Annotated in this window: 23 protein-coding genes and 1 pseudogene; 7 read left to right on the top strand and 17 right to left on the bottom strand. The window is 58.8% G+C overall.

The genetic code is table 11. From position 1 onward, the window contains the following. Positions 1 to 70 precede the first annotated feature (70 nt). Both HMPREF3098_RS12090 and HMPREF3098_RS12095 read right to left on the bottom strand, forming a co-directional pair. Positions 71 to 328 carry a type IIL restriction-modification enzyme MmeI gene (locus HMPREF3098_RS12090; protein ID WP_070434663.1) on the bottom strand — a complete coding sequence of 86 codons (258 nt, stop codon included), beginning with the start codon at positions 326 to 328 and terminating at the stop codon, positions 71 to 73. Between the two features lie 32 nt (positions 329 to 360). Next, complete coding sequence (locus HMPREF3098_RS12095) at positions 361 to 738, bottom strand: type IIL restriction-modification enzyme MmeI (RefSeq protein WP_070434664.1); 378 nt, start codon at positions 736 to 738, stop codon at positions 361 to 363. 283 nt (positions 739 to 1021) lie between these two features. Here HMPREF3098_RS12095 and HMPREF3098_RS07715 point away from each other — a divergent pair, with 283 nt between their 5' ends. The 4 genes from HMPREF3098_RS07715 (at position 1022) to HMPREF3098_RS11355 (ending at position 4789) form a co-directional block, all read left to right on the top strand. Beyond that, the gene (locus HMPREF3098_RS07715) at positions 1022 to 1891 is read left to right on the top strand and encodes a MetQ/NlpA family ABC transporter substrate-binding protein (protein WP_070434665.1); all 870 of its coding nucleotides are present in this window, start codon (positions 1022 to 1024) and stop codon (positions 1889 to 1891) included. Between the two features lie 38 nt (positions 1892 to 1929). Next, entirely contained in the window at positions 1930 to 3099 is a 1170-nt protein-coding gene (locus HMPREF3098_RS07720) for a methionine ABC transporter ATP-binding protein (protein WP_070434666.1), read from the top strand. Between the two features lie 71 nt (positions 3100 to 3170). Further along, on the top strand, positions 3171 to 3827 hold the full coding sequence (locus HMPREF3098_RS07725; protein ID WP_070434688.1) for a methionine ABC transporter permease: 657 nt from the start codon (positions 3171 to 3173) through the stop codon (positions 3825 to 3827). A gap of 200 nt (positions 3828 to 4027) precedes the next feature. Further along, a complete protein-coding gene (locus tag HMPREF3098_RS11355; RefSeq protein WP_141739714.1) occupies positions 4028 to 4789 on the top strand; it encodes an AMIN-like domain-containing (lipo)protein in 762 nt (253 codons plus the stop codon). A 41-nt stretch (positions 4790 to 4830) separates the two neighbouring features. Here the strand turns inward: HMPREF3098_RS11355 and HMPREF3098_RS07735 are convergent, their stop codons facing one another. The 3 genes from HMPREF3098_RS07735 to HMPREF3098_RS07745 all read right to left on the bottom strand — a co-directional run bounded on the left by HMPREF3098_RS07735 (position 4831) and on the right by HMPREF3098_RS07745 (position 8801). Then, complete coding sequence (locus tag HMPREF3098_RS07735) at positions 4831 to 5907, bottom strand: sucrase ferredoxin (RefSeq protein WP_070434668.1); 1077 nt, start codon at positions 5905 to 5907, stop codon at positions 4831 to 4833. Between the two features lie 138 nt (positions 5908 to 6045). Next, positions 6046 to 7833 carry a Y-family DNA polymerase gene (locus HMPREF3098_RS07740; RefSeq protein ID WP_070434669.1) on the bottom strand — a complete coding sequence of 596 codons (1788 nt, stop codon included), beginning with the start codon at positions 7831 to 7833 and terminating at the stop codon, positions 6046 to 6048. Between the two features lie 122 nt (positions 7834 to 7955). Continuing rightward, a complete protein-coding gene (locus tag HMPREF3098_RS07745; RefSeq protein WP_210385957.1) occupies positions 7956 to 8801 on the bottom strand; it encodes a hypothetical protein in 846 nt (281 codons plus the stop codon). Between the two features lie 546 nt (positions 8802 to 9347). Between HMPREF3098_RS07745 and HMPREF3098_RS07750 the strand changes: the two genes are divergently transcribed. Beyond that, complete coding sequence (locus HMPREF3098_RS07750) at positions 9348 to 9773, top strand: hypothetical protein (protein WP_035113695.1); 426 nt, start codon at positions 9348 to 9350, stop codon at positions 9771 to 9773. 208 nt (positions 9774 to 9981) lie between these two features. Here the strand turns inward: HMPREF3098_RS07750 and HMPREF3098_RS07755 are convergent, their stop codons facing one another. The 5 genes from HMPREF3098_RS07755 to guaB form a co-directional block, all read right to left on the bottom strand. Beyond that, positions 9982 to 10710, bottom strand: coding sequence for a hypothetical protein (locus HMPREF3098_RS07755; RefSeq protein WP_070434670.1), 729 nt, complete (start codon positions 10708 to 10710; stop codon positions 9982 to 9984). Positions 10711 to 10892: 182 nt separating this feature from the next. Next, on the bottom strand, positions 10893 to 12485 hold the full coding sequence (gene guaA, locus HMPREF3098_RS07760; protein WP_070434671.1) for a glutamine-hydrolyzing GMP synthase: 1593 nt from the start codon (positions 12483 to 12485) through the stop codon (positions 10893 to 10895). Positions 12486 to 12509: 24 nt separating this feature from the next. Beyond that, a complete protein-coding gene (locus HMPREF3098_RS07765) occupies positions 12510 to 12929 on the bottom strand; it encodes a hypothetical protein (RefSeq protein WP_070434672.1) in 420 nt (139 codons plus the stop codon). 14 nt (positions 12930 to 12943) lie between these two features. Further along, complete coding sequence (locus HMPREF3098_RS07770) at positions 12944 to 14083, bottom strand: GuaB3 family IMP dehydrogenase-related protein (protein ID WP_070434673.1); 1140 nt, start codon at positions 14081 to 14083, stop codon at positions 12944 to 12946. A gap of 44 nt (positions 14084 to 14127) precedes the next feature. Next, entirely contained in the window at positions 14128 to 15660 is a 1533-nt protein-coding gene (gene guaB, locus HMPREF3098_RS07775; protein WP_070434674.1) for an IMP dehydrogenase, read from the bottom strand. 138 nt (positions 15661 to 15798) lie between these two features. Between guaB and HMPREF3098_RS07780 the strand changes: the two genes are divergently transcribed. Further along, the gene (locus HMPREF3098_RS07780) at positions 15799 to 16176 is read left to right on the top strand and encodes a DUF5319 domain-containing protein (protein WP_070434689.1); all 378 of its coding nucleotides are present in this window, start codon (positions 15799 to 15801) and stop codon (positions 16174 to 16176) included. A 52-nt stretch (positions 16177 to 16228) separates the two neighbouring features. Here the strand turns inward: HMPREF3098_RS07780 and HMPREF3098_RS07785 are convergent, their stop codons facing one another. Together HMPREF3098_RS07785 and shbA are read right to left on the bottom strand one after the other, a co-directional pair. Beyond that, the gene (locus HMPREF3098_RS07785) at positions 16229 to 17182 is read right to left on the bottom strand and encodes a mucin-associated surface protein (protein WP_070434675.1); all 954 of its coding nucleotides are present in this window, start codon (positions 17180 to 17182) and stop codon (positions 16229 to 16231) included. A 71-nt stretch (positions 17183 to 17253) separates the two neighbouring features. Beyond that, positions 17254 to 17829, bottom strand: a complete 576-nt coding sequence (shbA, locus tag HMPREF3098_RS07790) for an RNA polymerase sigma factor ShbA (RefSeq protein ID WP_070434676.1) — start codon at positions 17827 to 17829, stop codon at positions 17254 to 17256. Positions 17830 to 18266: 437 nt separating this feature from the next. Here shbA and HMPREF3098_RS07795 point away from each other — a divergent pair, with 437 nt between their 5' ends. After that, positions 18267 to 18590, top strand: coding sequence for a WhiB family transcriptional regulator (locus tag HMPREF3098_RS07795; RefSeq protein ID WP_070434677.1), 324 nt, complete (start codon positions 18267 to 18269; stop codon positions 18588 to 18590). Between the two features lie 226 nt (positions 18591 to 18816). Here HMPREF3098_RS07795 and groL read toward each other — a convergent pair whose 3' ends face one another. The 5 genes and pseudogenes from groL to tsaB form a co-directional block, all read right to left on the bottom strand. After that, positions 18817 to 20433: a chaperonin GroEL gene (gene groL / locus HMPREF3098_RS07800; protein WP_070434678.1), complete on the bottom strand. Its 1617-nt coding sequence runs from the start codon at positions 20431 to 20433 to the stop codon at positions 18817 to 18819. A 12-nt stretch (positions 20434 to 20445) separates the two neighbouring features. Next, complete coding sequence (gene groES / locus HMPREF3098_RS07805; RefSeq protein ID WP_013889160.1) at positions 20446 to 20745, bottom strand: co-chaperone GroES; 300 nt, start codon at positions 20743 to 20745, stop codon at positions 20446 to 20448. 156 nt (positions 20746 to 20901) lie between these two features. After that, positions 20902 to 21330: a hypothetical protein gene (locus HMPREF3098_RS07810; protein ID WP_035113674.1), complete on the bottom strand. Its 429-nt coding sequence runs from the start codon at positions 21328 to 21330 to the stop codon at positions 20902 to 20904. Between the two features lie 240 nt (positions 21331 to 21570). Further along, the gene (gene tsaD, locus HMPREF3098_RS11880) at positions 21571 to 22644 is read right to left on the bottom strand and encodes a tRNA (adenosine(37)-N6)-threonylcarbamoyltransferase complex transferase subunit TsaD (protein ID WP_070434690.1); all 1074 of its coding nucleotides are present in this window, start codon (positions 22642 to 22644) and stop codon (positions 21571 to 21573) included. Positions 22645 to 22908: 264 nt separating this feature from the next. Next, a pseudogene (gene tsaB / locus HMPREF3098_RS11885) lies at positions 22909 to 24393 on the bottom strand (tRNA (adenosine(37)-N6)-threonylcarbamoyltransferase complex dimerization subunit type 1 TsaB); the annotation flags it as partial. Between the last annotated feature and the right edge of the window lie 131 nt (positions 24394 to 24524).

A 24524-nucleotide genomic window follows, 5' to 3' on the forward strand; every position in this document is an offset into this window, starting at 1 on the left:
TGATTTCTCAGTCCAACTAATGGGGAGCAGTTCATTTACTGGCTCATGCGGCTTTTATCATTCGTGACGTCTAAGCTTCGAAAATCTTTATGCGCGCAATACGATCCAGAAGTTTGGCCAGCTTCCTCGAATTGTCGAAGGCGGCCTCGAAGTCTTCCTTGAGCTCATCGAGAAACAACGGCTCAATGGTCTTCAAGATGTTCGGCACCGAGGTGTAGTGCTGGCCCAGATTCGATCGCTTTCCTGGCGTCACGATCGCTTGAAACATCGAGCCAAAAATATCGGGGTTAATATCCAGCCAAATCTGCTTGCCTAACCCAATCAACATTTCGCGAGCTTTCGCGGAGAAGCGTGGGACGGTCAGCGCGGCGTCGGAATGAAAAAGACGGCCGTTGACGTAGGGAAAACCCCGCAGATGCGCAGACTTTTGGCCGGGTCAGCCTCATCTAGCGCCGCGAAGAGCTCCCTAATGAACTCGGCGGTATCGGAGCCATCGTCCAAAGTGTGGGAACCAACTGCTTTAGTGAATTGATTCTGAGAACCAACTGCGTTAGTGAACTGATTCTCAGTGAAAATGCCCGTGTCCTCCGCGAAGTAGCAGAACTGCAGGCGGGTGACATTACCTTTGGAACGCCCATAAGCCAGCATAAGGTCGAAGAAGAAATCCCGATCGTAAACCTCGCACCCCGCCAGAGGTTTTACCCGCTCCTCAATTGCCTTGAGACTCAGCCGTGCCAATTAACCCACCTTCACCTTTCGATCACCCGGGATGGGGCTTTATTCTAGTGCTTCCCTCCCCAGCATCGAGGTTAAACAGGGGGCACGACGAACTAAGACAACCCCCGGGCACCCCAACCCCACACACCCCCCGAGCCCGCCCAATCCACCCTCCCCACCGAGCAGACCGCTTAGGATAGACTAAGTTGTCCACTTGCGCGCAAAGTGTTATTTTGACCGCATTAAGCTTTCGTGGCACCGAAAACCGCCACATTGCGCCCACAGACCCCAAGAGGAGAAACCCATGTCCCTAGGACGCAAAGCCCTAGCAGCCGCCCTGGCAGCCACCACCGCCTTCAGCCTGGCCGCTTGCGGTGGCAATGATGAAGAAACCATCAAGATCGGCACCACCGATTCCGACCAGAAGCAGTGGCAGGTCTTCAAGGAAGAACTGGACAAGGCCGGCATCAAGGGCGAAGTCGTTTCCTTTAACGACTACAACATCCCCAACCAGGCGTTGAAGGATGGCCAGATCGACATCAACAACTTCCAACACATGAAGTTCCTGGCCGAGTACAACGTAGGTAACGACACGAACCTGGTTCCCGTCGGCGCCACCGAGATCGTCCCACTGGCCCTGTACTACAAGGATCACAAGAGCGTTGCGGACGTAGAAAAGGCCGGCGAGGTGGTCATCCCTAACGATTCCACTAACCAAGGCCGCGCTATCAACGTGCTGGTCCAGGCCAAGCTGGTCACCCTCAAGAAGGACGGCCTGCTGACCCCTACCCCAGCAGACATTGACGAGAGCAAGTCCAAGATCAAGGTCACCACCGTGGACGCAGCACAGACCGCGACCTCCTACCTGGATGGCAAGCCCGCCGTTGTGAACAACTCCTTCCTATCCAAGGCCGGAATCGATCCAAACACCGCCATCTTCAAGGACGATCCAAAGGCCGATGAGGCAAAGCCTTACATCAACGGCTTCGTGACCACCAAGGAAAACCAAAACAAGGAAGAGTTCAAAAAGCTCGTCGAGATCTGGCACTCCAAGCCAGTCCAGGACGCTCTCAACGAAGAGTCCAAGGGCACGTCCGTAGAGATCAAGATGGACGGTCCCGAGCTGGAGAAGATCCTGACCGAGACCCAGGACAAGCTGAAGGCCCAGAAGTAACTAAGGCCCAGAAGTAACACCACGTTAGGACCCCTCCTATGGCCGAAAACCTCGGCAACGCCGCCGCAGCTCGCCCCGTTGGCGCCGAAAGCGCCAACAACACGGCACGCACCTCTGGTGAGACCAACACCTCCACCACTGGCGCACCCAGCGCAGCTGTCAACGACACCCGTCAGAAAACCGGCACATCGGTCGAATTCCGCAATGTCCGAAAAGTCTTCAACCAAGGCAAGCGCGACACTGTGGCATTGGATGATGTCAACATCACCATCCCCGCTGGCTCCATCGTGGGCATCATCGGTTATTCCGGTGCAGGTAAGTCCACGCTTGTACGCCAGATCAACGGGTTGGATCGCCCCACGTCGGGTCAGATCCTGCTGGATGGACAGGACATTGTGGGCCTACCCGAATCAAAAATGCGCAAACTGCGCAGCAACATCGGCATGATCTTCCAGCAGTTCAACCTGTTCCAGTCACGCAACGTGGCCGGGAATGTGGCGTACCCGCTGGGACTGCAGGGCGTCGATAAAAAAGAAAAGCAAACCCGCGTAGCCGAGCTGCTAGAGTTCGTCGGCCTGCAGGACAAAGGCAAGGCCTACCCCGAGCAGCTTTCCGGCGGTCAGAAGCAGCGCGTGGGTATTGCGCGCGCACTGGCGACGAACCCCAGCTTGCTGCTGGCCGATGAGGCCACGTCTGCACTGGATCCGTCCACGACCCGCGATGTGTTGGAACTGCTGCGCCGCGTGAACCGCGAGCTGGGGATCACGATTGTTGTGATTACCCACGAGATGGAAGTTGTGCGCTCGATCGCCGACCAGGTTGTCGTGATGGAAGGCGGCAAGGTCGTCGAGCAGGGCTCGGTGTACGACGTGTTCTCCAACCCTTCCACCGATGTGGCCGCGAACTTCGTGGCAACCTCGCTGCGCAACACCCCTGACCAGGTGGAAAGCGAAGCGCTGCAGGCCGGCACTGGCCGACTATTCACCGTCACCATGGCCGAGGGCATCGGCTTCTTCAGCGCCGTTTCCGCGCTCGACAGCAACCACGTCAGCGTGAATATCGTGCACGGCGGTGTGACCACGCTGCAGCAGCACTCGTTCGGCAAGCTCACTCTGCGGCTCACACCCAAGGATGAAGAAGGCGAGCGCGCCATCCAGAAGTTCTACGAGACCATGTCCGCCACGACCGAAGTGGAGGAGATCCGATGAACCTCACCCACCACGCATTAGCTAACGACACTGTCACCAACAGCACCGTGACCTTCCTGGCGAAGGGGCAGATGGATTGGGACCGCCTGGGCCCAACGTTCACCAAGGCGCTGACGTCCACCCTGTACATGGTGTCCGTCACCCTGCTGATCTCCGCAATCCTGGGCTTGGTGCTCGGCATGCTGTTGTACACCACCCGCGAAGGCGGAGTGCTGGCCAACAAGCCGGTCTACTGGTTCCTCAACGTGCTGGTGAACTTCGTCCGCCCCATCCCGTTCATCATTTTGCTGACCGCGATTGGGCCACTGACCGAAGTGATCGCCGGTACCCGCATCGGCACGGAAGCGGCCATCGTGGGTATGGTGCTGGCCGCAACATTCGGCGCCGCCCGCATCGTGGAGCAGAACCTGGTTTCCATCGACCCCGGCGTGGTCGAGGCCGCCAAAGCCATGGGCGCTTCCCCCTTAAGGATCATTTTCTCGGTGATCATCCCCGAGGCCCTCGGTCCTTTGATCTTGGGCTTCACCTTCATGTTCATCGCGATCGTGGATATGTCCGCGATGGCCGGTTACATCGGTGCTGGTGGTTTGGGTGACTTCGCCATCGTCTACGGTTACCGCGCCTTCAATGACCAAGTCACGTGGATCACCGTGGCCGTGATCATCGTGATCGTGCAGATCGCCCAGCTGGGCGGCAACTGGTTGGCGAAGAAGATCATGCGCCGCTAGTTCGCGGCACTAGCCCGGTCCTGGCCGGTCCTACTCGGTCCTGGCTGGTCCTGGCTGGTCCTGGCCGGTCCTGGCCGGTTCCCTTCGGCCGGGGTCTGTGGGGAGCCGCCTGCCTCCGGGTGTTCCTAGCGCAGTGCCTTTGCTGCACCACTTTGGCCCAATCTGATAGCCTGACTGAACTTTTCAGTTAGGCTGTTTTTATGTTTGCTCGCCGTACCACTTCCTTTTTTACCCGACGCCCCTCGCGCCCCTTCATCCCCATCATCCTTGCGGGAGCGCTTCTCACTGGGTGTGGAAGTACGCCTTCGGAGAGCACCGGCGATTCCACCACCAATAGTGCTACCCCTACTAGCGGTGCCGAGGGTTCCGCAACTGACGCTCAGGCAGCGGGTTCCCCCTCCGGAGCGTCGCCCACGCATTCCACTTCGCCGTCGCCGGGGAAGCCCTCGCTCACCTCGCCCGCCTCGCCCGAGTCGAGGGACACCCAACCCAGTGCCGGCAAGGAATCCGGAGCCCAACCGTTCCCCTCGTCCCTGCCTTTCGCCATGGAGCCCGCGAAAGGCTCGGAGCTCCGCGTTATCGAAGCCCGTATCGGGCAACACCATGGGTTTGACCGACTTGTCATTGAACTGAGTGGACACGGGCGCCCGGGCTGGACGTTGAAGACCACCAAGCAACCTTTTGCTGATGGTTCGGGATTCCCCGTCGAGTACTCCGGCAAAACCGCCCTCGTTGTTGCCCTGCACTATATTTCGATGCCTCAACGGCTGCGCGATGGCAGTTTCTACGACCCACCGCTCAGAGGCAACGCTAACGGAAACGCAATCCAGTCCGTGAAGGATCAGGGCGCGTTCGAGGCCGTTCACCAATACGTCCTGGGCTTGCGCGACGAAAACCCCCGGTACAAAATCAACTACTTGCAGTCGCCACCGCGGGTAGTTATCGATGTGGAAAAAAGCTAGTGGTGCCTTTTTGTTTTCTCGACGCCACGCTCTAGACGGTTTTAGATTTCCTCCAGCACTTTAACCCTCCAACCGCGTTGCTTTTTCAGGGCATCCCCGCACGAGGTCAGCACTTCAATCGGGTCGGTTTGGGTAAGGTGCGCCCGGAAGCTCCTCTGTGTGGGGAAATGTAGGACCTCCACCTTAACTGTCTTGGATTTGGCACCCTGGGAATCACGCACCACCTCCACCGTGGTCTCGTGAGTGGCGAAGTCGTTAAGTCCGGGCTCAATGCCCAGCCCCAGCAGTCGGCGGGCTACTTCCAATTCGGCTACCTGCGCCGGTGGGGTGAGTGTTCCCCGACCACGGTTGTTGTGGAAGGTCAGCTTGTGTGTACGAGCGCCGTCCAGCATGTACCGGGTTTCGTCGCTGGTCAGTCGGCCGAAGGAATAGTTGCTCGGCAGTAGAATCATGGAAGGCGCGAAGCGGTGGCCCTTGGTGTGGGAGGATTCCCACACTTCGTCGTAGTCTTTGCTAACCTCGGCGGCCACGGGCCGTCCGAATATCGCACAGCAGCGGTCGCGCCGGGCGTGGGTGCATATCAGCAAGATGTTGCGATCTACTGTGGTTGCCTGGGGGTTTACCCCGGGCTGGCTGAGATCCAGGTCCAGCAGCTGCCGCACGTCGGTGATCTGCATTTCTTCCAGGATCGGGGTGTACGGCTGGTCAGGGTTAAACCCGGCGCGCTGTGCATCCGCCCACGCGATGAACAGTTGGCGCGTGCCCAGCTGCTCGCGCTCTTGCCCCGCACGGCCAGGTCGGCGAATGAAGTGCAGCTCAGCTTTGTTGGTTTTGAGGAATTTTTTCAGTTCCCCCGCCAGTTCTTTGCCGAGCGCTTCACCGTCGAGGATGTCCTTGCCCCACCCGCGGAAGTATTCAACTGCTAACACGAGTTTCGCGGTCTTCGCGGTACCGGGCAATTTCTCCGCGGTGGGTTTGGCGCACAGGTCTGCTTTCGCCACGGGAGTTTGATCAATGGTGGTTGCCAGCTGGTCGTCATCGTTCTCCGTGGCTAGCGCCTTCGGCGAGGTCTGAGACTGGGGTGCTGTTCCCGCCACGGGGTTCCTCTTAGTGGACATAACCACTAGCGTACCTAGACCAGCGAGAAAACCTCAGTATGTTGCCTCTATACATGGCATCAGCTCGTAACCCCACTGTGCTATACCGGCGCGTTGCCCTGCTGTGCTACACCGGTTCGTTGCCCTGCTGTGGCTACCTCAGTATGTTGCCTCTATGCGCCAGCGCGCTCCTTTACACACCAGCAAAAACGCTCCCGGTTCATCGGTACTGATCTGCATGCGTGCGTAACGCTTCCCCGCAGCCCACCATTGCTCGTCGACAGGCCACGGGCCAGCCCAACCGGTGATCGCAAAATTCCGCCCGCCCCACCGTAAGTGCTCGGGTTTTCCGCTGAGCACCCCTCGCCCCGTGACGTATACTGCCTGACCATCGCCATCCAACACCATCACTCTTGCCGCTGGGTGGCGAGCAGAAGGTGCAGACAGTTCATCGGCACCTTTCCTAGCCGTTTTGGCTCCTATCACCGAAGGCAATGGTGCCAGCAGTTCACCGCGCCAGGATCGCGTACTGAGTGCCTTCACTTCCTCTGGGTCCTCCTCACCATAGGGCACAGTCACCACCCGTCCCGCCACGGCACGGCCACCACACGGAATCGGTCGCAGCACCGCGTTAATTCCGATCAATGCTTGTGCGCGCCCCGCCGCTGCTCGTGCCGCACGGACACCTTCATCCGGCCCTCCCCACAACCCAGGCATGATGCTTCCCGCCGGAACAGTTTCCACCGGTACCAGCTCAATAGCAGTAATGCCGACTGTGCCGTCACTGTCCCAATCGTCCCCGTCGAATCCATCACTCGCCTCGGGCTCACTGTTCCCGGCATACTCACTACGCCCGGCATACCCACCACGCCCAGCAAGCTCCTCTCTCCCGGCATACCCACCACGCCCGGGGACTCCTTGAGTCCTCCGCGCACCGCGCATCCGGGTTATCCACCCGTCCAGCTGCCACCGCACGCGCTGGGCGGTTTCCTTTTCGTTCAGCGGTTCCCGGCAGCGCCACACTCGCTCAATTTCGGTTGGTCCGGTGTATCCCGCTGGTGCATTGATCCGCGCTCGTACCGCCAACCGCAAACACACATCACCTGCTGCGAATAGTTCTTCATGTAATCGCCCGGCGGCTTGCCGTGCCACGAATGCCGCGGTTTCCGTACTCGTGATGGGGCTTTCCACCTCATGCACCACCTGCATGGGCACTGTCACTTGGCGCGGAGCTACCTCTCGGCTGGGCTGGCCACTAGCAATGCGATGCCACTCCACCGCTTCCTGTCCAAACCGGGCCGCCACATCCGACCTGCGCAGGGCTGCAAAATCCCGCATCGTGGCCACACCCAGTTGTCGCAACGTCTCCATCATCTCGCGTGGCCCATGCAAGGCAGGTTCAATGCACAGCGCCTCGATCGGCAGATCCGAAACAAACTCTCCGGACTTCCCTGGCTCCACACACTTGCCCGCGCGCGCCGCCCACGTGGCTGTCACCAGGTCATCGGCCGTCCCCGCAAGGCAATCCACCTCTGCCCGTGCCGTTGCGTTCAATAGCAACTCCACCGCACGATCCTCATCGCCATAAAATTTGGCCAACGCATGCATGGGAAAAGCCAACAACCCCGCGCGCACAGTTTCGATATGCGCAGCTACGGACTCCAATTCCACCAGCAATTCCTCATGCACCGCTGCCTGTTGTGCTGGGTCCTCCGCCGCCACATTCAACACCGAGCAGGCCGCGAGTGCATGACGTTGCTTCATCCCTGCCCGCACACCGGCCTTCCGTGCCGACGCATTACACGCCACCACCCGATGCTCCGCTATCACCGCCGCGGGCTGCAGCACATCCCAGCCCTCTGCCCGGCTAGCTGCATACACCGGCCAATCCGGAAACCATAGCACCGTCACCCGCTGCCCGCGCTGTCCCTTCTTCTCGCGTCGCATCCGTTGCCCACTCCGTCCACTCGGCTCTCGCCCCACACCCCGTCCACTCGGCTCTCGCCCCGCACTCCTCTCCCCCAACCTCTCCTGCCCCCTCTGCCCTAGCTGACCATCGCTCGTCTTACTCATTGCGCCACCTGCTCCGGCATCGCAGCTACGTCACTACTTTTACTCTGCACCGCCGTGCGTCTTCTCAGGTAACGTGCACTACTTACCGCCCGCTCAGCTACATCGCCTTTTTTATCCGACGCCACCTCGCGCTCCCCAGCCTCAACCACATCCCAGCTCTCGCCAATCACCGCATGTACTGTCCGCGGGGGCTGGGATTTGCCCCACGCTTTCGCCGTTAATTCCACAGCCTTCACCCGCCCCGAGCCCTTCCCTAGCCCGCGCACACCGGTGATTTGCCAATTGACATGCAACCGCGCACCCGGCCACTGTGCACCACACACCACAAGCGCACATTCGCTCTTACGCAATCGCGCCTCAATGGGGCGCACATACGTCGGGGCCAGCCGCCCCGCAGCATCCATTCCATCCGAAGCCACCGGGTGATACAGAATCATGTCCATACCTTCAGCCAAAGTCCCGAGGACGGCAGCTGTGTGCGGCGTGGCGTCGGGAATAAAAACCACACGCTCTAAGTCGCCACCGGCCGCATCGATGGCTGCCAGCGCCAAAGAAGGATAGTTAACAATCGCCACACAATTGCCCTGTGCGGTAGCGGCGGCCACACAATGGATCAGCGCTGCAGGGCAATTCTCGACCTGACTAACTGCTCCCCGAGCGAACCCTTGCCCAGCGAGCGCGTCACGTAACCACGGTGGAACGTGCACAGAAGTAGGTTCAGCTATACCCGCCTGTGCTGCCGTTGCATTGGCCGAACCACCACCTTCAATCAGCTGTATTTTTGCACGTAGATCATCGATAGCGTTATCGAACGCGGCAGCATTCACCATGACACGCTTCACCCCTCTCCTTGACACTGATTAATTTCATAATCGCTAGCAAACTGTGATTGTTTCCGGCTTCATGTGTTTCCACATGCGTTTTTATGACTCATGAGATGTGCTCCCATTCCCTACTTGCCACAGCTCATACTATAAAGTCGCTTTAGACAACGAAGGATAAAAAGCGCTTCCACACCCTCATTAATCGAACGTCCGTTCTCATTTAGAGATAGCGTAATCCCGCCACATGGCCAGCGCAACCCTCGAGAACACGCCCCCACAGAGACCAACAGAGTCCCCCAAAGAACAGCCGAATTTAGCAGAGTCCGACAAACCCCGCAGAGACCAGCACACCCCACCGAGTCCGACACCCCCACTGAGAACAACAAACCCCCGCAGAGTCCCGCAGTGCCCCTTGCAGCCACCCCCTCGCTCGCCGATACCCGCACCGCAGCCCGATACCAGCCCTCACCGGCATTCACGAACCTTGCAGGCACCCCCTAGCTCGCCGATACCCGCACCGGCCATTATTGGTGCAGGGCAACCAGCAGATCTACAGTGAAAGGCATGAACGCTAGCGCCCCAGTCATCCAACCCCCACTACCCGTTCGCCTAGTTGGGTCCGCATTACTCGGACTTGCCGTCGCCTCCATGGCCACGCCATTGCCAAACGGAATCAAGGTAGTCATCCTCATTCTTGCCGTAGGTGGGGCCATGATGTACACATTCAGCCACCCCTATCGCCGCACTGTGCGCGCCGAGGTAGAAAAGCGCGGGGAGCGCTACCGCACGAGCGTTAACCAACTGATCCCCCTATTTCCACTATGGCTGGCGCTTATGATCCTGCCTGCATTCATGCTTAATTCGTGGATAGCTGCCCTGGTGATTACTATCCTCGCCGGCGGATACGCATGGATGGTGTACCCGCACATCGATGGCACCCAACACATTCGCCCGGTGGGGTCCGGCCGGGGTGGCGTCGATAAAAAATAAGGGCAGCGAAAAGAAGCTAATGGAAACGCACAGGAAGTAGCAGTAACAACATCACGGTGGTGGCCAACAGGGAACGACCACGACAAGGAAAAGTAGCGGCAATGAAGTCCAGTCGCAGCCGGGGTTAAAACAAAAACCTCAGGCCAGGCCACAGCCCAACCTGAGGTGATAGAACCGGCCCATGACAGGCACGGATCCCATAGGGCAACTACTTACCCAAGCTACCCATAGCCGAAGGGGAACTGGAGGAAGAACCGGAGCTGGAACCGCTAGGAGCGGCAGCCTTGGATACCTCGATCGGCGTAGCGTTATTGAAAACCTTGTATGGGGTGATCGCAGAACCAACGCGAGCACCCGCGCCGTGCTTGTACGTGCCCTCAGCAGAAGGCGCGCGGTAAGTGAAGTCCACGATCACTGGCTTCGAAGGAGAAACGAATGGAGCCTGAGGAATAATCAGGCCATCCTTCCAACTCACGCGGACCTCAGTGTTGTCACCAGCAGGAACTACCGCGTACTCGTTCTGCTTAAGTACCGCAGGGGAATCGCCGAGCAGGCCGGACTTAATGCGCTCAACCTTGGTGAGAGTGAAGCCCTTGGGCATTACATTAACGATCTCGTCAACACGGGTCTGATTATTGCTCTTACCCTGAATCTCCACACGGACCTTCACCTCGGCACCTGGGGTGACCTTGGTAGCACCGAAAGTCTGCTTATAAACGTTAACGTTCCATGCTGGGCCTCCAACCTCGCCCAACAGGTCACGCCGCCCCTTCGGAACCTCCAAATCAGGCTTAGAGGAGCCAAGGGCACTGCCACCACCAAGGAGGCCACTGATGGATCCCATTGCATCGGCAGCGGATGCCACACCGGCTCCACCCATCGCGATTGCTGCGGATACCGAGACGGCAGTAAGTGAGCGAACGATCTTGCGGGTCATGTACAGCGACCTCTTTCTCATGTCAGAAGGGAAAGGCACAGCAATCCACAGTTGTGATCTGCACCACGTTCAACTCTGACAATACAACCTACAAAGTTATTAATTCAATAAAAGGTTTTGTTCGAAAGAGAAAACCATACACTTCCCCCCTTAAGGGGGGTAAGGGTCACATCAACGTGGATTTACTCCCACTCGATCGTTCCCGGCGGCTTGGAAGTGACGTCCAGGACCACGCGGTTAACTTCCTCCACCTCGTTAGTAATGCGGGTAGAGATACGCTCCAGAACCTCGTAAGGCACGCGGGTCCAGTCGGCCGTCATGGCATCTTCACTGGACACCGGACGCAAAACGATCGGGTGACCATAGGTCCGGCCATCACCCTGGACACCCACCGACCGCACATCGGCCAGTAGAACAACTGGACATTGCCAGATGACGTTATCCAAGCCCGCGGCTGTAAGCTCTGCGCGGGCAATCGCATCTGCCGCACGAAGGGTCTCCAACCGATCTTCCGTGACCTCCCCAATAATGCGGATACCCAAGCCGGGACCCGGGAACGGCTGGCGAGCGACGATTTCTTCTGGCAGACCCAATTCACGACCAACCGCGCGAACCTCGTCCTTGAACAGCAAGCGCAGGGGTTCGACTAGTTCGAACTCCACGTCGTCTGGCAGACCGCCAACGTTGTGGTGACTCTTAATGTTGGCGGTACCACTGCCCCCGCCAGACTCCACGACGTCTGGGTACAACGTGCCCTGAACCAGGAAATCTACCGTGGAGCCGTCCGGTGCCGATTCCAAAACCTCGGTAACCGCGCGCTCGAAGGAACGGATGAACTCCGCGCCGATGGCCTTGCGCTTTGCCTCTGGTTCGGTCACCCCAGCCAGCTTGGCTAAGAAGGCCTCCTTCTCGTGGGCAGTGACCAGCTTCGCGCCCGTCGCTGCCACGAAGTCCTTCTCCACCTGTTCGCGCTCGCCCTGGCGCAGCAGGCCGTGATCCACAAACACGCACGTCAGGCGATCACCGATAGCGCGCTGTACCAGTGCCGCCGCAACAGCGGAATCCACACCACCGGACAGACCACAGATGGCACGACCTTCGGGGCCGACCTGCTCGCGTACTTGCTCAATGAGTTGCTCAGCAATGTTGCCTGCGGTCCACGTGGGCTGCAAACCGGCGGTTTCCAGCAGGAATCGGCGGAGCACTTCTTGTCCCTTGGGAGAGTGCAGAACCTCTGGGTGGTACTGCACACCGGCCATGCGCTTTTCGGGGCATTCAAACGCCGCCACAGGTGCGCCTTCAGTAGTGGCGGTCACCGTGAACCCCTCAGGCGCCTCCGAAACAGAATCACCGTGGCTCATCCACACAGGCTGCGTGGCACCCATACCCTCATGCAGTTGTCCGCCGCGAATGGACATGTCTGTGCGACCATATTCCCGTAGGCCCGTCTTGGCCACGGTTCCGCCTAGCGCGTTAGTCATTGCCTGGAAGCCATAGCAAATGCCGAACACGGGGATCCCCAGATCCAGCAGACCCTCCTGCAGGGCCGGGGCACCGTCGGCATACACGGAAGATGGGCCACCGGACAGGATCAGGGCGGCCGGGTTTTTTGCCTTGACCTCTTCGGCGGTCATCGTGTGCGGAACAACCTCGGAGTACAAGTTGACCTCACGCACGCGACGGGCGATCAGCTGGGCATATTGCGCACCGAAGTCGACAACCAGGACTGGCTGTGGAGTGCTGGGATTTTCTGTCTGAGTCACGTGTAACACCATACCTAACTAGAAAACGAGGCCCGTCTAGCGCTCTTGGAACTTAGTTTTGTACCAATTCATTGAATCGGGGTGGAAACATAGCGCTAGGCTCACCAAAGCCAGCAGCCCCATGGGAACAGCCAGCCACAGTGCACCGGATTTCACCACGGTCACAGTAATCAGCGCCAAAATCACATTGGTCAGCACGAGGCCCGAATGCCCGAACGTTTTGCCTTTGATGATCAGTCCACCGAAGACAATGAACATAAGGAAGTACAACCCCACCATTACTCCGGTTACGGGGACATTCATTTCCACGCCGGCGTCGCCCTCAATAGGACGGTAACCCGCGTAAAGCCCAACGGCGCCCACCAAGCCGATCCCACCGATAGCGATTGCAAGCATCGACAATGCAGCCAGCGTGGCTGGCAGTTTCGCCGTCAGCCGCATCCACACATCTTTCACGTTGTAACGCGCCCCTATACTCGAACGGCCAGCTCGGCCTTCTGGAAACTCTTCAAATCCGTGTAGCCACACTTTGCCATGGAACGGCGCAACCCACCGACGAGGTTCTCCTCACCCCATGGGTTCGGAGTAGGGCCGAACAAAACCTGCTCAAGGCTGAGGTCCGCGCGGGGTTCGGTGGGCAGCACCTGGCCACGAGGTGCCTTCGGGTGCGCCGCTGTAGATGGCCAGTAAACACCCTTGCCACCCGCGGTCCGAGCCGCTGCGAGGGGAGCTCCCAACGCCACTGCATCTGCACCGCACGCGATGGCCTTGGCAACATCACCGGATGTTCGCAATTCCGAATCGGCAATAACGTGCACATACCGGCCACCGGTTTCATCCAAGTAGTCGCGGCGCGCAGCTGCGGCATCGGCGATCGCCGTAGCCATGGGGACATCGATGCCGAGGCTGTCGTTGTTGGTTGTTTCGCCAGATCCTACAATGACGCCCGCTGCTCCCGTGCGCATGAGGTGCATAGCAGTCGTGTAATCGACCACTCCTCCGGCGATGACGGGAACGTCCAGCGAACCGATAAATTCACGGAGATCGAGGGGTTCGCCGTCGCGATGCACATGCTCCGCGGAAATCAGCGTACCCTGCACGATCAGCAGGTCGATTCCACCTTTGATGATCGCGGGCGCCAGCTGACGAGCTTGCTGCGGGGAAACGCGAACACCAAACTGAACGCCCGAATCGCGAACGATCTGCAAGCGCTCGGTGAGTAGATCCAGATCCAGCGGTTGCGCGTGCAGCTTCTGCAGAACTTCGTTGCCACCGCACAAGTTCCCCGTCAGAGCGTCCTCTAGGGACCCCGCGGCGTCGATAACCTGCTGCAACGCACCGTCAAGATCCTCAGCTCGCCCCCACAGGCCTTCCGCATTGATGACCGGCAAGCCACCCAGGTTGCCAAATTCAATGGCGAATTCCGGCGTGACCAGGGCATCGGTAGGATGCGTCATGACGGGGATGCCGAAGTTATAGGCATCGATCCGCCACGTCGTATCTACATCGTGCGACGACCGGGTTCGCCGAGTGGGAACGATGTCGATCTGATGTAGGCCGTAAACACGTCGAGCGGAACGGCCCCGGCCGATATCAACGTAATCCTGCATGGGTTTGTCAGCTTCCTTTGGCGGCTAGCGATGTGAGTGAAAAACTAACGGTTTGGATTATAGTTGGGGGCTTCCATGATTCCCTGCACATCGTGTGGGTGGGATTCGCGAAGACCGGCGCCGGTAATCTGCACGAAGCGAGCCTTGTGCAGATCGGCGATAGTAGCCGCACCGGTGTATCCCATAGCGGCACGCAAACCGCCCACATGCTGGTGCAAGATGCTCTCGATAGATCCGCGGAATGGAACGCGGCCCTCAATGCCTTCTGGAACCAGCTTCTCTTCAGATTTCACGTCGGCTTGGAAGTAGCGGTCCTTGGAGTACGAACGCTTCTCACCACTCAGGCCACGCCCCTGCATGGCGCCCATCGAGCCCATGCCGCGGTAACGCTTGTACTGCTTACCGGAGACGGTGACGATCTCGCCAGGGGTTTCCGCAGAACCAGCCAACATCGAGCCCAACATGACGGCAGATGCACCCGCGGCTAGAGCCTTGGCGATGTCACCGGAGAACTGCATGCCACCATCGGCAATGATGGGCACACCGGCCTTATGAGCTGGCACGGAGGCTTCCATGATGGCGGTGATCTGCGGTGCACCAACACCCGCGACCACGCGGGTAGTGCAGATAGAGCCCGGGCCGATACCAACCTTAATGGCATCTGCACCGGCATCGATCATGGCCTGCGCTGCTTCGCGGGTCGCGAGGTTGCCGCCGATGACGTCCACACGGTCACCGAATTCCTTCTTTACTCGAGCAACCATGTCCAGCACGCCCTTGTTGTGAGCGTGGGCGGTATCCACAACGAGGGCATCCACGCCCGCGTCGACCAACTGACCAGCACGATTCCATGAATCCGGACCCGTACCAATGCCAGCGGCGACCACCAGTCGTCCGGAAGAATCCTTAGCGGAATTCGGGTATTGCTCGCGCTTGGCGAAGTCCTTAACCGTGATCAGACCGGTCAGCTTTCCGGAACCGTCCACAATAGGAAGCTTCTCAACCTTGTTTTCACTGAGCAAGCGCAACGCGGCCTCGGTAGAAACACCCTCCTGAGCAACAACGAGGGGAGCCTTCGTCATGACCTCATCCACACGACGCTCAAAATCCGGTTCGAAACGCATGTCGCGATTAGTGATGATGCCGACGAGCACGCCTTCTTCATCCGTGACGGGCAGACCGGAGATACGGAAGCGGGCACATAGCTCATCGACTTCACGAATAGTCATGTCAGGAGAAGCCGTTACTGGGTCAGTCACCATCCCTGCCTCAGAACGCTTGACGATTTCGACCTGCTGAGCCTGATCCTCGATAGAGAGGTTACGGTGCAATACACCGATGCCACCCTGGCGGGCCATAGCCACCGCCATACGAGCCTCAGTAACGGTATCCATTGCCGCGGAAGCGATAGGGATATTCAGCTGAATGTTGCGGGTGAACTGCGTAGAAGTGTTGACCTCCGATGGAATCACATCGGAGGCATCTGGAATCAAGAGCACATCATCAAAGGTCAAGCCTACGAGGGCGACCTTGTTGGGATCATCTCCACCGGTGGATACTGGAAGATGGTTAGTCATAGGGTGAGCTTGCCTTCCTCATTACATCGCGCTGGGTATCCTGACTGCCTCTTAGGATAACCCCTCGATCGACAATTCAGTTATTCGTAGCTGTGCGCAGAAGGTACGGTGTGAAGTGTGAGTACCAACAACTTCGAGATGCCCCCGGATCCTTTCGCGGACGATCCCAATGATCCCGCCTCGTTTCTTGAACCCGACGAGGAATTCGCTCCCCTCAGTTCGGAAGAAAAGTCGGCACTCAAGCAAGACCTGTCCAACGTACGGGAATTCCGCGCAATGCTGGAACCACGTGGGATTAAGGGGATTACCATGCTGTGTGAGGATTGCGAAGAACCCCACTTCTATGATTGGGAAATCATTGTCTCCAACTTGACCAGCATGTTGGAGCATAACTCCATGCCAGTTCACGAACCCAGCGCGAAGCCAAACCCCGATCTTTACGTTACGTGGGATTACTGCCTAGGTTATGCCGATGCGTGCCGCTTTGCATTCCGCATGGGACTTGGTGGCTTTTAATAGCTTCTGACCTTAAGCTCGCACCGCAGCTGTCCCCAATGAGGGTTTTTTCCTAGGATCCACGTGGCGGGTGCTGCTGCCCCGGCACCGGCACCGGAGCTGGCGCCGGTGGCTGGGTCGTGGACTTAGGAGTACTAGTATCCGTCGGTTTCTTCGACGTGCTGGTGGGCGAACCGCCCAACATCGGTGCATTCAAACCTGGGATCTCAGGCTCAGTAAACTCACCATACGCAGGATGCTCGCCACCATCTTTCTCACGCATCTTCTGGGCGACCGCCGGTGGAGGGGTATAACCCGGCAACCTGGTTACCCTGGGATCCTCCAGCGCCTGGTTTAATCCGTCGGCCAATTTTTCGGCATCCGTACGGCTCTCGGTGGGGTTAACTTCAGATTCTCGACTCTTCGTGGGCGATGGACTTTCCTTGCGGTCCTTCCTATCGCGCATTGCAGGGGCTCCCTGCCCCTGCCGGTCCGCTTTGCCTGAATTAGGAGATCCGCTAGCACCATTCGCGCCTTGACCCGACCCATTCGTAGCCTGCGGGGACGTCTGTTCCGAGGTAACGTCACTATCCGGGCCAGCCTGAGTGATCTTATGCTCGGTTACTGGCTGGGAGTGCTGATAGGCGGCGTAACCCAATCCACCCACGGCAATCGCAGCAGCCACCCCGCCCGCGATGAGCAAGGTGGTCATGGATGCCCCACCTGCAGCAGCTACCTGTGCGCGGCGCTTCCAACGACGCTTGTTCTTAGCAGCAGCGGCCCCCGCAATGGGAACCACAGTTTCTTCGGGCGCCTCGCCGTCAATATCGCTTGTATCAAGCTGCGGCGCAGGGGGAATTGAGGTGTCCGCTTCGCTGCGAGCACGAGCTAGAAGCTCGTAAAGAGGATCGCTGTGTCCCTGCTCAAAGACATTTTCACCGCGACCGAGGGCGTCGACAATGCGGTCTACCGCCTGAATTTCCACGAAGTCGTCCCCCGTCCCGTGAAAATCGTCGTTGTGAGTCATGCTCAGGGCCCTTTTCTCTAAGAAGTGTCGTCCGGATTATAAGCGAAGCTTTCGCACAATACGCCGGCTTTTTAGTTGTATCCGTTTTCCTCGATGTGCTTTCGAAGTTTCGCGAGAGCTCGGAATTGAGCTACGCGGACTGCTCCAGCGGACATCTGCAGGATGTCTGCAGTTTCCTCGGCCGAATAACCACCGAAAACGCGCAAAGTGACAATTTCTCGTGCTTTGTCACCTAGCAAATCGAGTAGTCCCGCAACTTCGTTACAGGCATCTAGCTCTAAAACCTCCCCTTCAGGTGTGCTATCCATCACCTCGATATCGGGCACGTCATCAGTCGGTTGCAGATGGTCGCGACCGTGGGCACGGCGACCATCCACCACCTTATTCGCCGCAATGCGATAAACGAAGGCCATAAAAGGCAGTCCTTTATCCTCGTAGTTCGGCAGTGCCCGAGCGACCGCAAGACAAACCTCCTGGGCAATGTCATCGGCCGTTGGATACTTGTCTCCAGTCACACGCGCACGGCAGTAGCGGACCACGGGCGAGTGAATGAGGTTGATTACATCCTGGAGAGCCCTTCTCTCCCCCGCAATCGCACGGGAGACAGCTGCCTGAATGGCAGTGTCTAAATCCTGTGCTGCGGTCATTGAGTGAGGCGCTTTCTACGTTCAGATGCCGGCGAGTAGAAAAAGTCGCCGGCATTCGTGAGGGGTTGGTTTCAAGGTGGGATCTCGGTTTCGTATATCCGAAAATATCACACTCCACCTTCACCGCCGGCGTTCAGCGAGTACTCAGCTGCGCTCTGTGCTGCCTCTCCCCACACGCTGCGGTCAAGTTAAATCTGGGCGATCACCTCAAGTTTTCACCCCTTAATGGGTAAACTTCGGCGCAGCACAGATAAATTAACTCATCGTTCACATCGCTATATATTCACAGGTGAGAGAACATGAGGCGACCCCCTACTCCACCTTGTGGCTACTCGGTACATACTGAGGGAACCAAAGCTTTACTTGACGTTCATCTGTGCGGGCGAACCTACCCCTCGTCATCAAGTTGCACAGCAATGCGAGGAGAGCAAAGCCACATGCCACAGCCAAACCAACTTCCAGGACCTACATCTTCCTTCTGGGAGTGGCAGCTGAAGGGTTCCTGCCGCGGTGCGGACTCGTCCGTTTTCTTTCATCCGGATGGCGAGCGTGGCCGTGCGCGAGCTATGCGTGAGCAACGCGCTAAGGCCATCTGCAATACCTGCCCAGTCATTGAAGCTTGCCGGAGCCACGCCCTCAACGTTGGCGAGCCCTACGGCATCTGGGGCGGCATGACCGAATCCGAGCGAGACGCGATCCTGCGCCCCACTGCTCGTAATAGGGGCCGACGGGTGGGAATGACTTCTCGCCGGGCCAGCTAGCACTCAGTCCTCGCCCGGTTTTGGGCACAGTCAGTTTTCAACCGCGGTTGATTCTCAGGGTATTTGTTTCGACATCCCCTCGATGATTGCCGAACGCGGGTGGCTTCTCGTCCCGTAACGCACCAAACCCCGCTCCTCCTTTTCACGGGAGAAAGCGGGGTTAACCGTGCGGTCCGTGGACCCATTCGTCGGGCTCATGACTCATTCATGGCCGACAGGGAAAGGCCTAGTGGTGGTGGTGCCCGTGTCCAGCATTAGCGGCTGGCTTTTCAGGCTTATCAACCACTGCGGTCTCGGTGGTCAGAACCATGCGTGCAACGGAAGATGCGTTCACCACAGCGGAGTGGGTTACCTTCACTGGATCAATGATTCCCTGCTCCAACAGGTTGCCGTACTCCAGTGTTGCAGCGTTGAAACCGGAGCCATTCTCCCGCTCGGTGATGTGTGAAACGACCACAGCACCGTCAAGACCAGCATTATCCGCAATCCAGAAAGCGGGGCGACGCAGTGCCTTAGCCAGCGAACGCAGGCCGATGGCCTCGTCGCCCTCGGCATCCCCAGCCATCTCGTCAATGCGAGCCGCAATCTGGACTAGGACAGATCCACCGCCGGCAATCACGCCTTCCTGGGTGGCGGCACGTGCAGCATTGATAGCATCCTCGATGCGCAGCTTGCGCTCGTTCACCTCGGTTTCAGTGGCGCCACCAGCGCGGATCACTGCTACACCACCGGACAGCTTCGCCAGTCGCTCTTCGAACTTTTCCTTATCCCACGTGGAATCGGTGCGCTCGATATCGTTGCGAATCTGGTTGCGGCGCTCTTCAACAGCCTCTGCGGAACCCGCGCCGTCAACGATGACCGTCTCATCCTTGGTGACGGTGATCCGGCGTGCGGAGCCCAACTGCTCCAGGGTGGCCTCGGAGAGGTTGTGTCCCAGCTCCTTATCGATGACGGTGGCACCAGTGACGATGGCCAGGTCATCCATGAATGCCTTGCGGCGGTCACCGAAGTAAGGGGACTTCACTGCGACAACCTTGATGGACTTACGAATAGCGTTGAGCACCAGCATCTGCAGTGGCTCGCCATCGACGTCCTCGGCAATGATCATGAGCTGCTTGCCCGACTTGGCAATCTGCTCCAAGATCGGCAGGAAGTCTGGCAGGGAGGAGATCTTCTCTCGAACCAGCAGGACAGCAGGGTTTTCCAACACAGCGTGACCGGTCTCGGTATCCGTCACGAAGTATGGGGACAGGTAACCCTTGTCGAAGGAAACACCCTCGGTGACGATGGACTCATCCTCGATGGACTGAGACTCTTCGACGGTCACTACACCGTCCTTGCCAACCTTTTCGAAGGCATCGGCAACCATCGCGCCGATCTTCTCATCACGAGAAGACACGGTCGCCACATTGGCAACTGCTGCACTGTCGGCTACTGGCTGCGCCAGCTCTTTAAGCAGTTCGACGACGCGCTCGGTTCCAACCTGAATACCGCGGTTCAACGCGATCGGGTTGGCCCCGGCAGCAACGTTGCGCAGACCCTCATTGATGAGGGCCTGAGCCAGCAGGGTTGCAGTGGTGGTGCCGTCGCCAGCAATATCATTGGTCTTAATTGCGACGGACTTCACCAGCTGGGCACCCAAGTTTTCAAATGGGTCCTCAAGGTCGATGTCTCGGGCGATGGTCACACCATCGTTGGTCACCAGCGGGCCACCGAAAGCCTTGTCGAGAACCACATTGCGACCACGTGGGCCGAGGGTTACCTTGACTGCGTCCGCGAGAGAATCCACGCCCTTTTGCAGACCCTCACGGGCCTCTTGATCAAAAGCGATAAGTTTGGACATGCGCGCCCCCGCTTACTTTTCGATGACGGCGAGGATGTCGCGCTGGCTCAGCAGCAAGTACTCTTCGCCGTTGTACTTCAGCTCGGTGCCACCGTACTTGGAGAAGACAACGGTGTCGCCTTCCTTAACGTCCATTGGAATGCGATCGTCATCGTCTGCCCAACGGCCAGGACCCACGGCGATGACGGTAGCCTCTTGTGGCTTTTCTTTTGCAGAATCTGGGATGACCAGACCGGAAGCGGTAGTCGTCTCCGCCTCAACGATCTGCACGAGGACGCGGTCCTCCAGAGGCTTGATGTTTACGTTAGCCACGATGAATACCTCCAGTATTCGGGTTCTTTGCGATTGTGCCGGTGTGTTTTCCGCGCACAGCCGTCGTCGCGGGTGAACAACTGTGTGTCAAACAACCTATCTGGCACTCTACCCGCGTAGGTGCTAACGCTCAACCAGAGCGAGTGCTAACTCCGCCTAAACCCCGCGAGTCAGGTTCACGACGGCGTCGTGCCACAAGCGAAACTCTTCCGGCTGATCCTCGCGGTAGTTCTCAACTGCGCGAATACCGTTTTCGATAGATTCGATCTCATCATCAGTGAGATCGCCACCTTCTTCGCCAACGAACAACACTGGACCCAAGATGGCCCGGGTTGGATCGGAGATGAAGCGGGAATCCCCGGTCTCGCTTTCCTTGCGTCCCATGCTTGCCAACGGATTTGGTTCAAGGACATCCGCCTTCTTCGCGTCGTCAGAATACACGGCAGCCACGCGGGTGCCGGTCTCGTTAAATACGACATGCAGCTTGGACTGAGCGCCTCCACCCAGTAGTTCAGCAGCCTGAGACAGATCGGTATCCACTTCCTGCGCCTGCAGGTCAGGGGTGACAAGGTAGCAACGTGCCATTATTTTCTCCTTACATGGAAAGTCACGGCTAATTGTGCCAGCAAAACTCTCTTCGCGCAGTGCACAGGGAATTCACGCACCCACCCCCTTGGAACGTCGATCTCCGCAGCGCAGCACCCCTCTTGCGCTAACGCAGCACTGCCCCTGCGTTTTTTAGGCAGCACTCCTCTTGCGCTAACGCAGCACTGCTCTTGCGTTTAGGCAGCACTCCGCGTGGACCAGCGCAGCCCTCTCCTCGCCCTAGCGCAATACTTGCGGAACCTCGACCTCCAGCCCAGGGTCCGTTCCCACGGTCAGCTCACTGGCTTCAATCCCATCTTTCGCCAAGTGCGCCGCCAGCGCCGCCACCATAACACCGTTGTCAGTGCATAGTTTCAACGGTGGCACGTGTAGCTCAACGCCCGCGCTCGCACATCGCGCCGCTGCTAATTCACGCAAGCGCCGGTTGGCAGACACGCCACCGCCTAGAAGGAGCACCTTCGCACCCTTATCGGCGCAGGCACGCAATGCCTTCTTCGTCAGCACGTCCACAACAGCTTCTTGGAAGGACGCACACACGTCTTCCACCGGGATCGTTTCCCCAGCTGCTTCCCGCGCTTCCACATACCGGGCCACTGCGGTTTTCAATCCGGAGAAGGAAAAATCGTAGGCGGCATCCTGCTGTCGCATCATGCCTCGCGGGAATTGAATAGCTTTCGCATTTCCTTTGTGCGCCAACCGGTCGATGATCGGACCACCCGGATACCCCAGACCCAGCAATCGGGCAACCTTGTCATAGGCCTCACCGGCTGCATCGTCGACCGTGCTACCCAACTCCTTCATGGGCTTGCCCACGCCATTGACGTGCAAGATCTGCGTATGTCCACCACTGACCAGCAGTGCGATCGCGTTATCGAGGGTGTGAGACCGAACTCCAGGAACCAACGTGTCCACCGCAACGTGGCCGCCTAGGTGGTTAACCGCCAAGAACGGGACCTCCCACGCGGCTGCGTACGCCTTCGCAGCGGCAGCACCCACCAGCAACGCACCCGCCAACCCGGGGCCAATCGTGGCGGCTACGGCATCTGGCTTGACGAAATCCGGCTCGACCTCACGCGCTTGCTGCAGGGCTGCTTGCATGGTCGGTTGCATGGCCTCCAGGTGGGCCCGCGATGCGATCTCGGGTACCACACCCCCGAAACGCGCGTGTTCACTCATGGACGAAGCTACCTGATCAGCAAGAATGTGCAGATCAGGCTGCTCGGGATCGTCTTCGCGGTTGATACGAACGATGCCCACGCCGGTTTCATCACACGAACTCTCGATGCCTAGAATTACGCTGGCACCTGCTTGATGATGTGTTCCCTTCGCACCCGTCGTCGGCGCCTCAGCCTCAGGCACCTCAGCCACAGCCACAGTCGCTCCCACCCCACCGGGCCTTGTCTCCGCTGCCTCAGCCACAGTCACTCTCACCCCATCGGGCCTTGTCTTAGTCCCAGCCGACCCTACTGCCCCATCTGCTCCCGCTCCCGGCCGCACCATCGTCCACGCATTGGCGCCCGACGGCTGGTAGTAGTTTTTGCGTAACCCAACTTTTTCGAATCCATAGCGCTGATACAACCCCACCGCGGGTTCGTTGCCCTCACGCACTTCCAAGAACACCGGTGCCCGCAAACGATCCACCACCGTCAGCAATGGTTGCAGCAACAGATGCGATAACCCCTGGCCCTGATACGCAGGCAAAAGTCCGATGGTGTGAATCTCCCCCTCGGGGTCGGCCGCTGATCCGTTGACTGCTAGGATCGCGAAGCCCACCAGCTGCCCGCTATCCCACATCCCCAAGGCCAGCGTGTTCGGTGCCTCCACGTGCTGAGCAAAAGATGCTGCCGACCACGGCGATTCATCGGCGAACAACGTCATCTCTACTGCTGCGCATGCTTCCGCATGTTCGGCCCGTAGTATTCCGACGCCCACTCCATCCCCATTCCCGTCCCAACTAGGGGCGGGCGCTTCATCGTCTGCGATGCGCCCCTGCGCTGCACCGATGCCGATGCTGTCACTACTCCCATTCGGCGAGAACTCGATCGTAGCTGACGTACCACGGGCACCACCGGCACCGATGCTGTCGCTACTCCCATTCGGCGAGAACTCAATCGTAGCTGCCGCACCACGGGCACCACCGTTCCCGAGATTGCCTGAGTTACCCGTACTGGGCTGGGGCGCATCCATGGCACCGCCGTGGCCGAGCACCCCTTCAATCCCCGCGACAGCCGTGAAATCCAGCGCCTGGCTGACGGCCTTGGTGGTTGGCACGGTGGCGTCGGGTCGCCGGAGGTAAAGCGCGCGCAATGGCTGTGCCTCGCGAAGAAGCCCCAAGTAACCACCCTGCTGCTGCATAGCGGCCACAACCAATCCCTCCGGGGTGGGATGTGTGCCCTCGATGACAGAGACGTTGTCCCAGCGATCCCCGGTAAAAACCTCGCGCGCGCGATCCGCGACTGCACCGGCCATCGCGGCGATGCGTACGCGCAGGGTGGAGTTGGCACCGGCCCCCGTATTCCGCTGCAGAACTTCGCGAGTGACCTCGCCATTGAGCTGCTCAACAACCTCCGGTTTATGCACACCCGGATCAATGAGAGTGCCCAAGCGCAAACCATTTGGGGCGATGCGGGCATGGTAACGGGCGTGATACCACTCGCGCCGCCGAGCATCGGTGACCACGATGGTATCCCCCACCCACGTGGGATCCTTCACATGCTGTGCCCAGGCAGTAGCCAGCGGGCTTTCCACACCGTGGACGGGGACCCCGAGGGCGTCGCCAAATGCAGCAGCTGTAGCCATGCCAACCCGCAGCCCCGTAAAAGGGCCAGGGCCTGTGCCCACAACAACGGCAGCAATATCGGCGGGCGCAACGTTGGCTACGGTCATGCAAGCGCGAATATGTGGCACCAGCAACTCCATGTGCCCGCGCACATTATCCGTGGATTCCTCAGACAGAACGCGCGTTTTGCCGTTGGCACGTACCTGGACGAGCCCACAGGTGACAAAGTTCGTGGAGGTATCAACGGCAAGAACGGTAATCATGGATACTCATTCTAGAGCGAGGGCTAGACACAAGAAATCCCTGGGAGGCTCTCGCAGTTAACCTCCCAGGGACGGTAAGCAGCCGACGGATTGATCAGATCCTTCAGGTCAGCTGTTCTTGTGAAACACCC

The sequence above is a fragment of the Corynebacterium sp. HMSC28B08 genome, assembly GCF_001806865.1.
Taxonomy (GTDB): domain Bacteria; phylum Actinomycetota; class Actinomycetes; order Mycobacteriales; family Mycobacteriaceae; genus Corynebacterium; species Corynebacterium auriscanis.

Coding starts and splice junctions, on each gene's coding strand:
- HMPREF3098_RS07735 (WP_070434668.1), bottom strand. CDS start 5,907: ATGTCCACTAAGAGGAACCCCGTGGCGGGAACAGCACCCCAGTCTCAG.
- HMPREF3098_RS07810 (WP_035113674.1), bottom strand. CDS start 21,330: ATGGCACGTTGCTACCTTGTCACCCCTGACCTGCAGGCGCAGGAAGTG.
- HMPREF3098_RS12090 (WP_070434663.1), bottom strand. CDS start 328: ATGTTGATTGGGTTAGGCAAGCAGATTTGGCTGGATATTAACCCCGAT.
- HMPREF3098_RS07715 (WP_070434665.1), top strand. CDS start 1,022: ATGTCCCTAGGACGCAAAGCCCTAGCAGCCGCCCTGGCAGCCACCACC.
- guaB (WP_070434674.1), bottom strand. CDS start 15,660: ATGACTAACCATCTTCCAGTATCCACCGGTGGAGATGATCCCAACAAG.
- HMPREF3098_RS07770 (WP_070434673.1), bottom strand. CDS start 14,083: ATGCAGGATTACGTTGATATCGGCCGGGGCCGTTCCGCTCGACGTGTT.
- HMPREF3098_RS07720 (WP_070434666.1), top strand. CDS start 1,930: ATGGCCGAAAACCTCGGCAACGCCGCCGCAGCTCGCCCCGTTGGCGCC.
- shbA (WP_070434676.1), bottom strand. CDS start 17,829: ATGACCGCAGCACAGGATTTAGACACTGCCATTCAGGCAGCTGTCTCC.
- guaA (WP_070434671.1), bottom strand. CDS start 12,485: ATGGTGTTACACGTGACTCAGACAGAAAATCCCAGCACTCCACAGCCA.
- HMPREF3098_RS07755 (WP_070434670.1), bottom strand. CDS start 10,710: ATGACCCGCAAGATCGTTCGCTCACTTACTGCCGTCTCGGTATCCGCA.
- HMPREF3098_RS07785 (WP_070434675.1), bottom strand. CDS start 17,182: ATGACTCACAACGACGATTTTCACGGGACGGGGGACGACTTCGTGGAA.
- HMPREF3098_RS07795 (WP_070434677.1), top strand. CDS start 18,267: ATGCCACAGCCAAACCAACTTCCAGGACCTACATCTTCCTTCTGGGAG.
- HMPREF3098_RS11355 (WP_141739714.1), top strand. CDS start 4,028: ATGTTTGCTCGCCGTACCACTTCCTTTTTTACCCGACGCCCCTCGCGC.
- groL (WP_070434678.1), bottom strand. CDS start 20,433: ATGTCCAAACTTATCGCTTTTGATCAAGAGGCCCGTGAGGGTCTGCAA.
- HMPREF3098_RS07740 (WP_070434669.1), bottom strand. CDS start 7,833: ATGCGACGCGAGAAGAAGGGACAGCGCGGGCAGCGGGTGACGGTGCTA.
- HMPREF3098_RS07750 (WP_035113695.1), top strand. CDS start 9,348: ATGAACGCTAGCGCCCCAGTCATCCAACCCCCACTACCCGTTCGCCTA.
- HMPREF3098_RS07780 (WP_070434689.1), top strand. CDS start 15,799: ATGCCCCCGGATCCTTTCGCGGACGATCCCAATGATCCCGCCTCGTTT.
- HMPREF3098_RS07725 (WP_070434688.1), top strand. CDS start 3,171: ATGGATTGGGACCGCCTGGGCCCAACGTTCACCAAGGCGCTGACGTCC.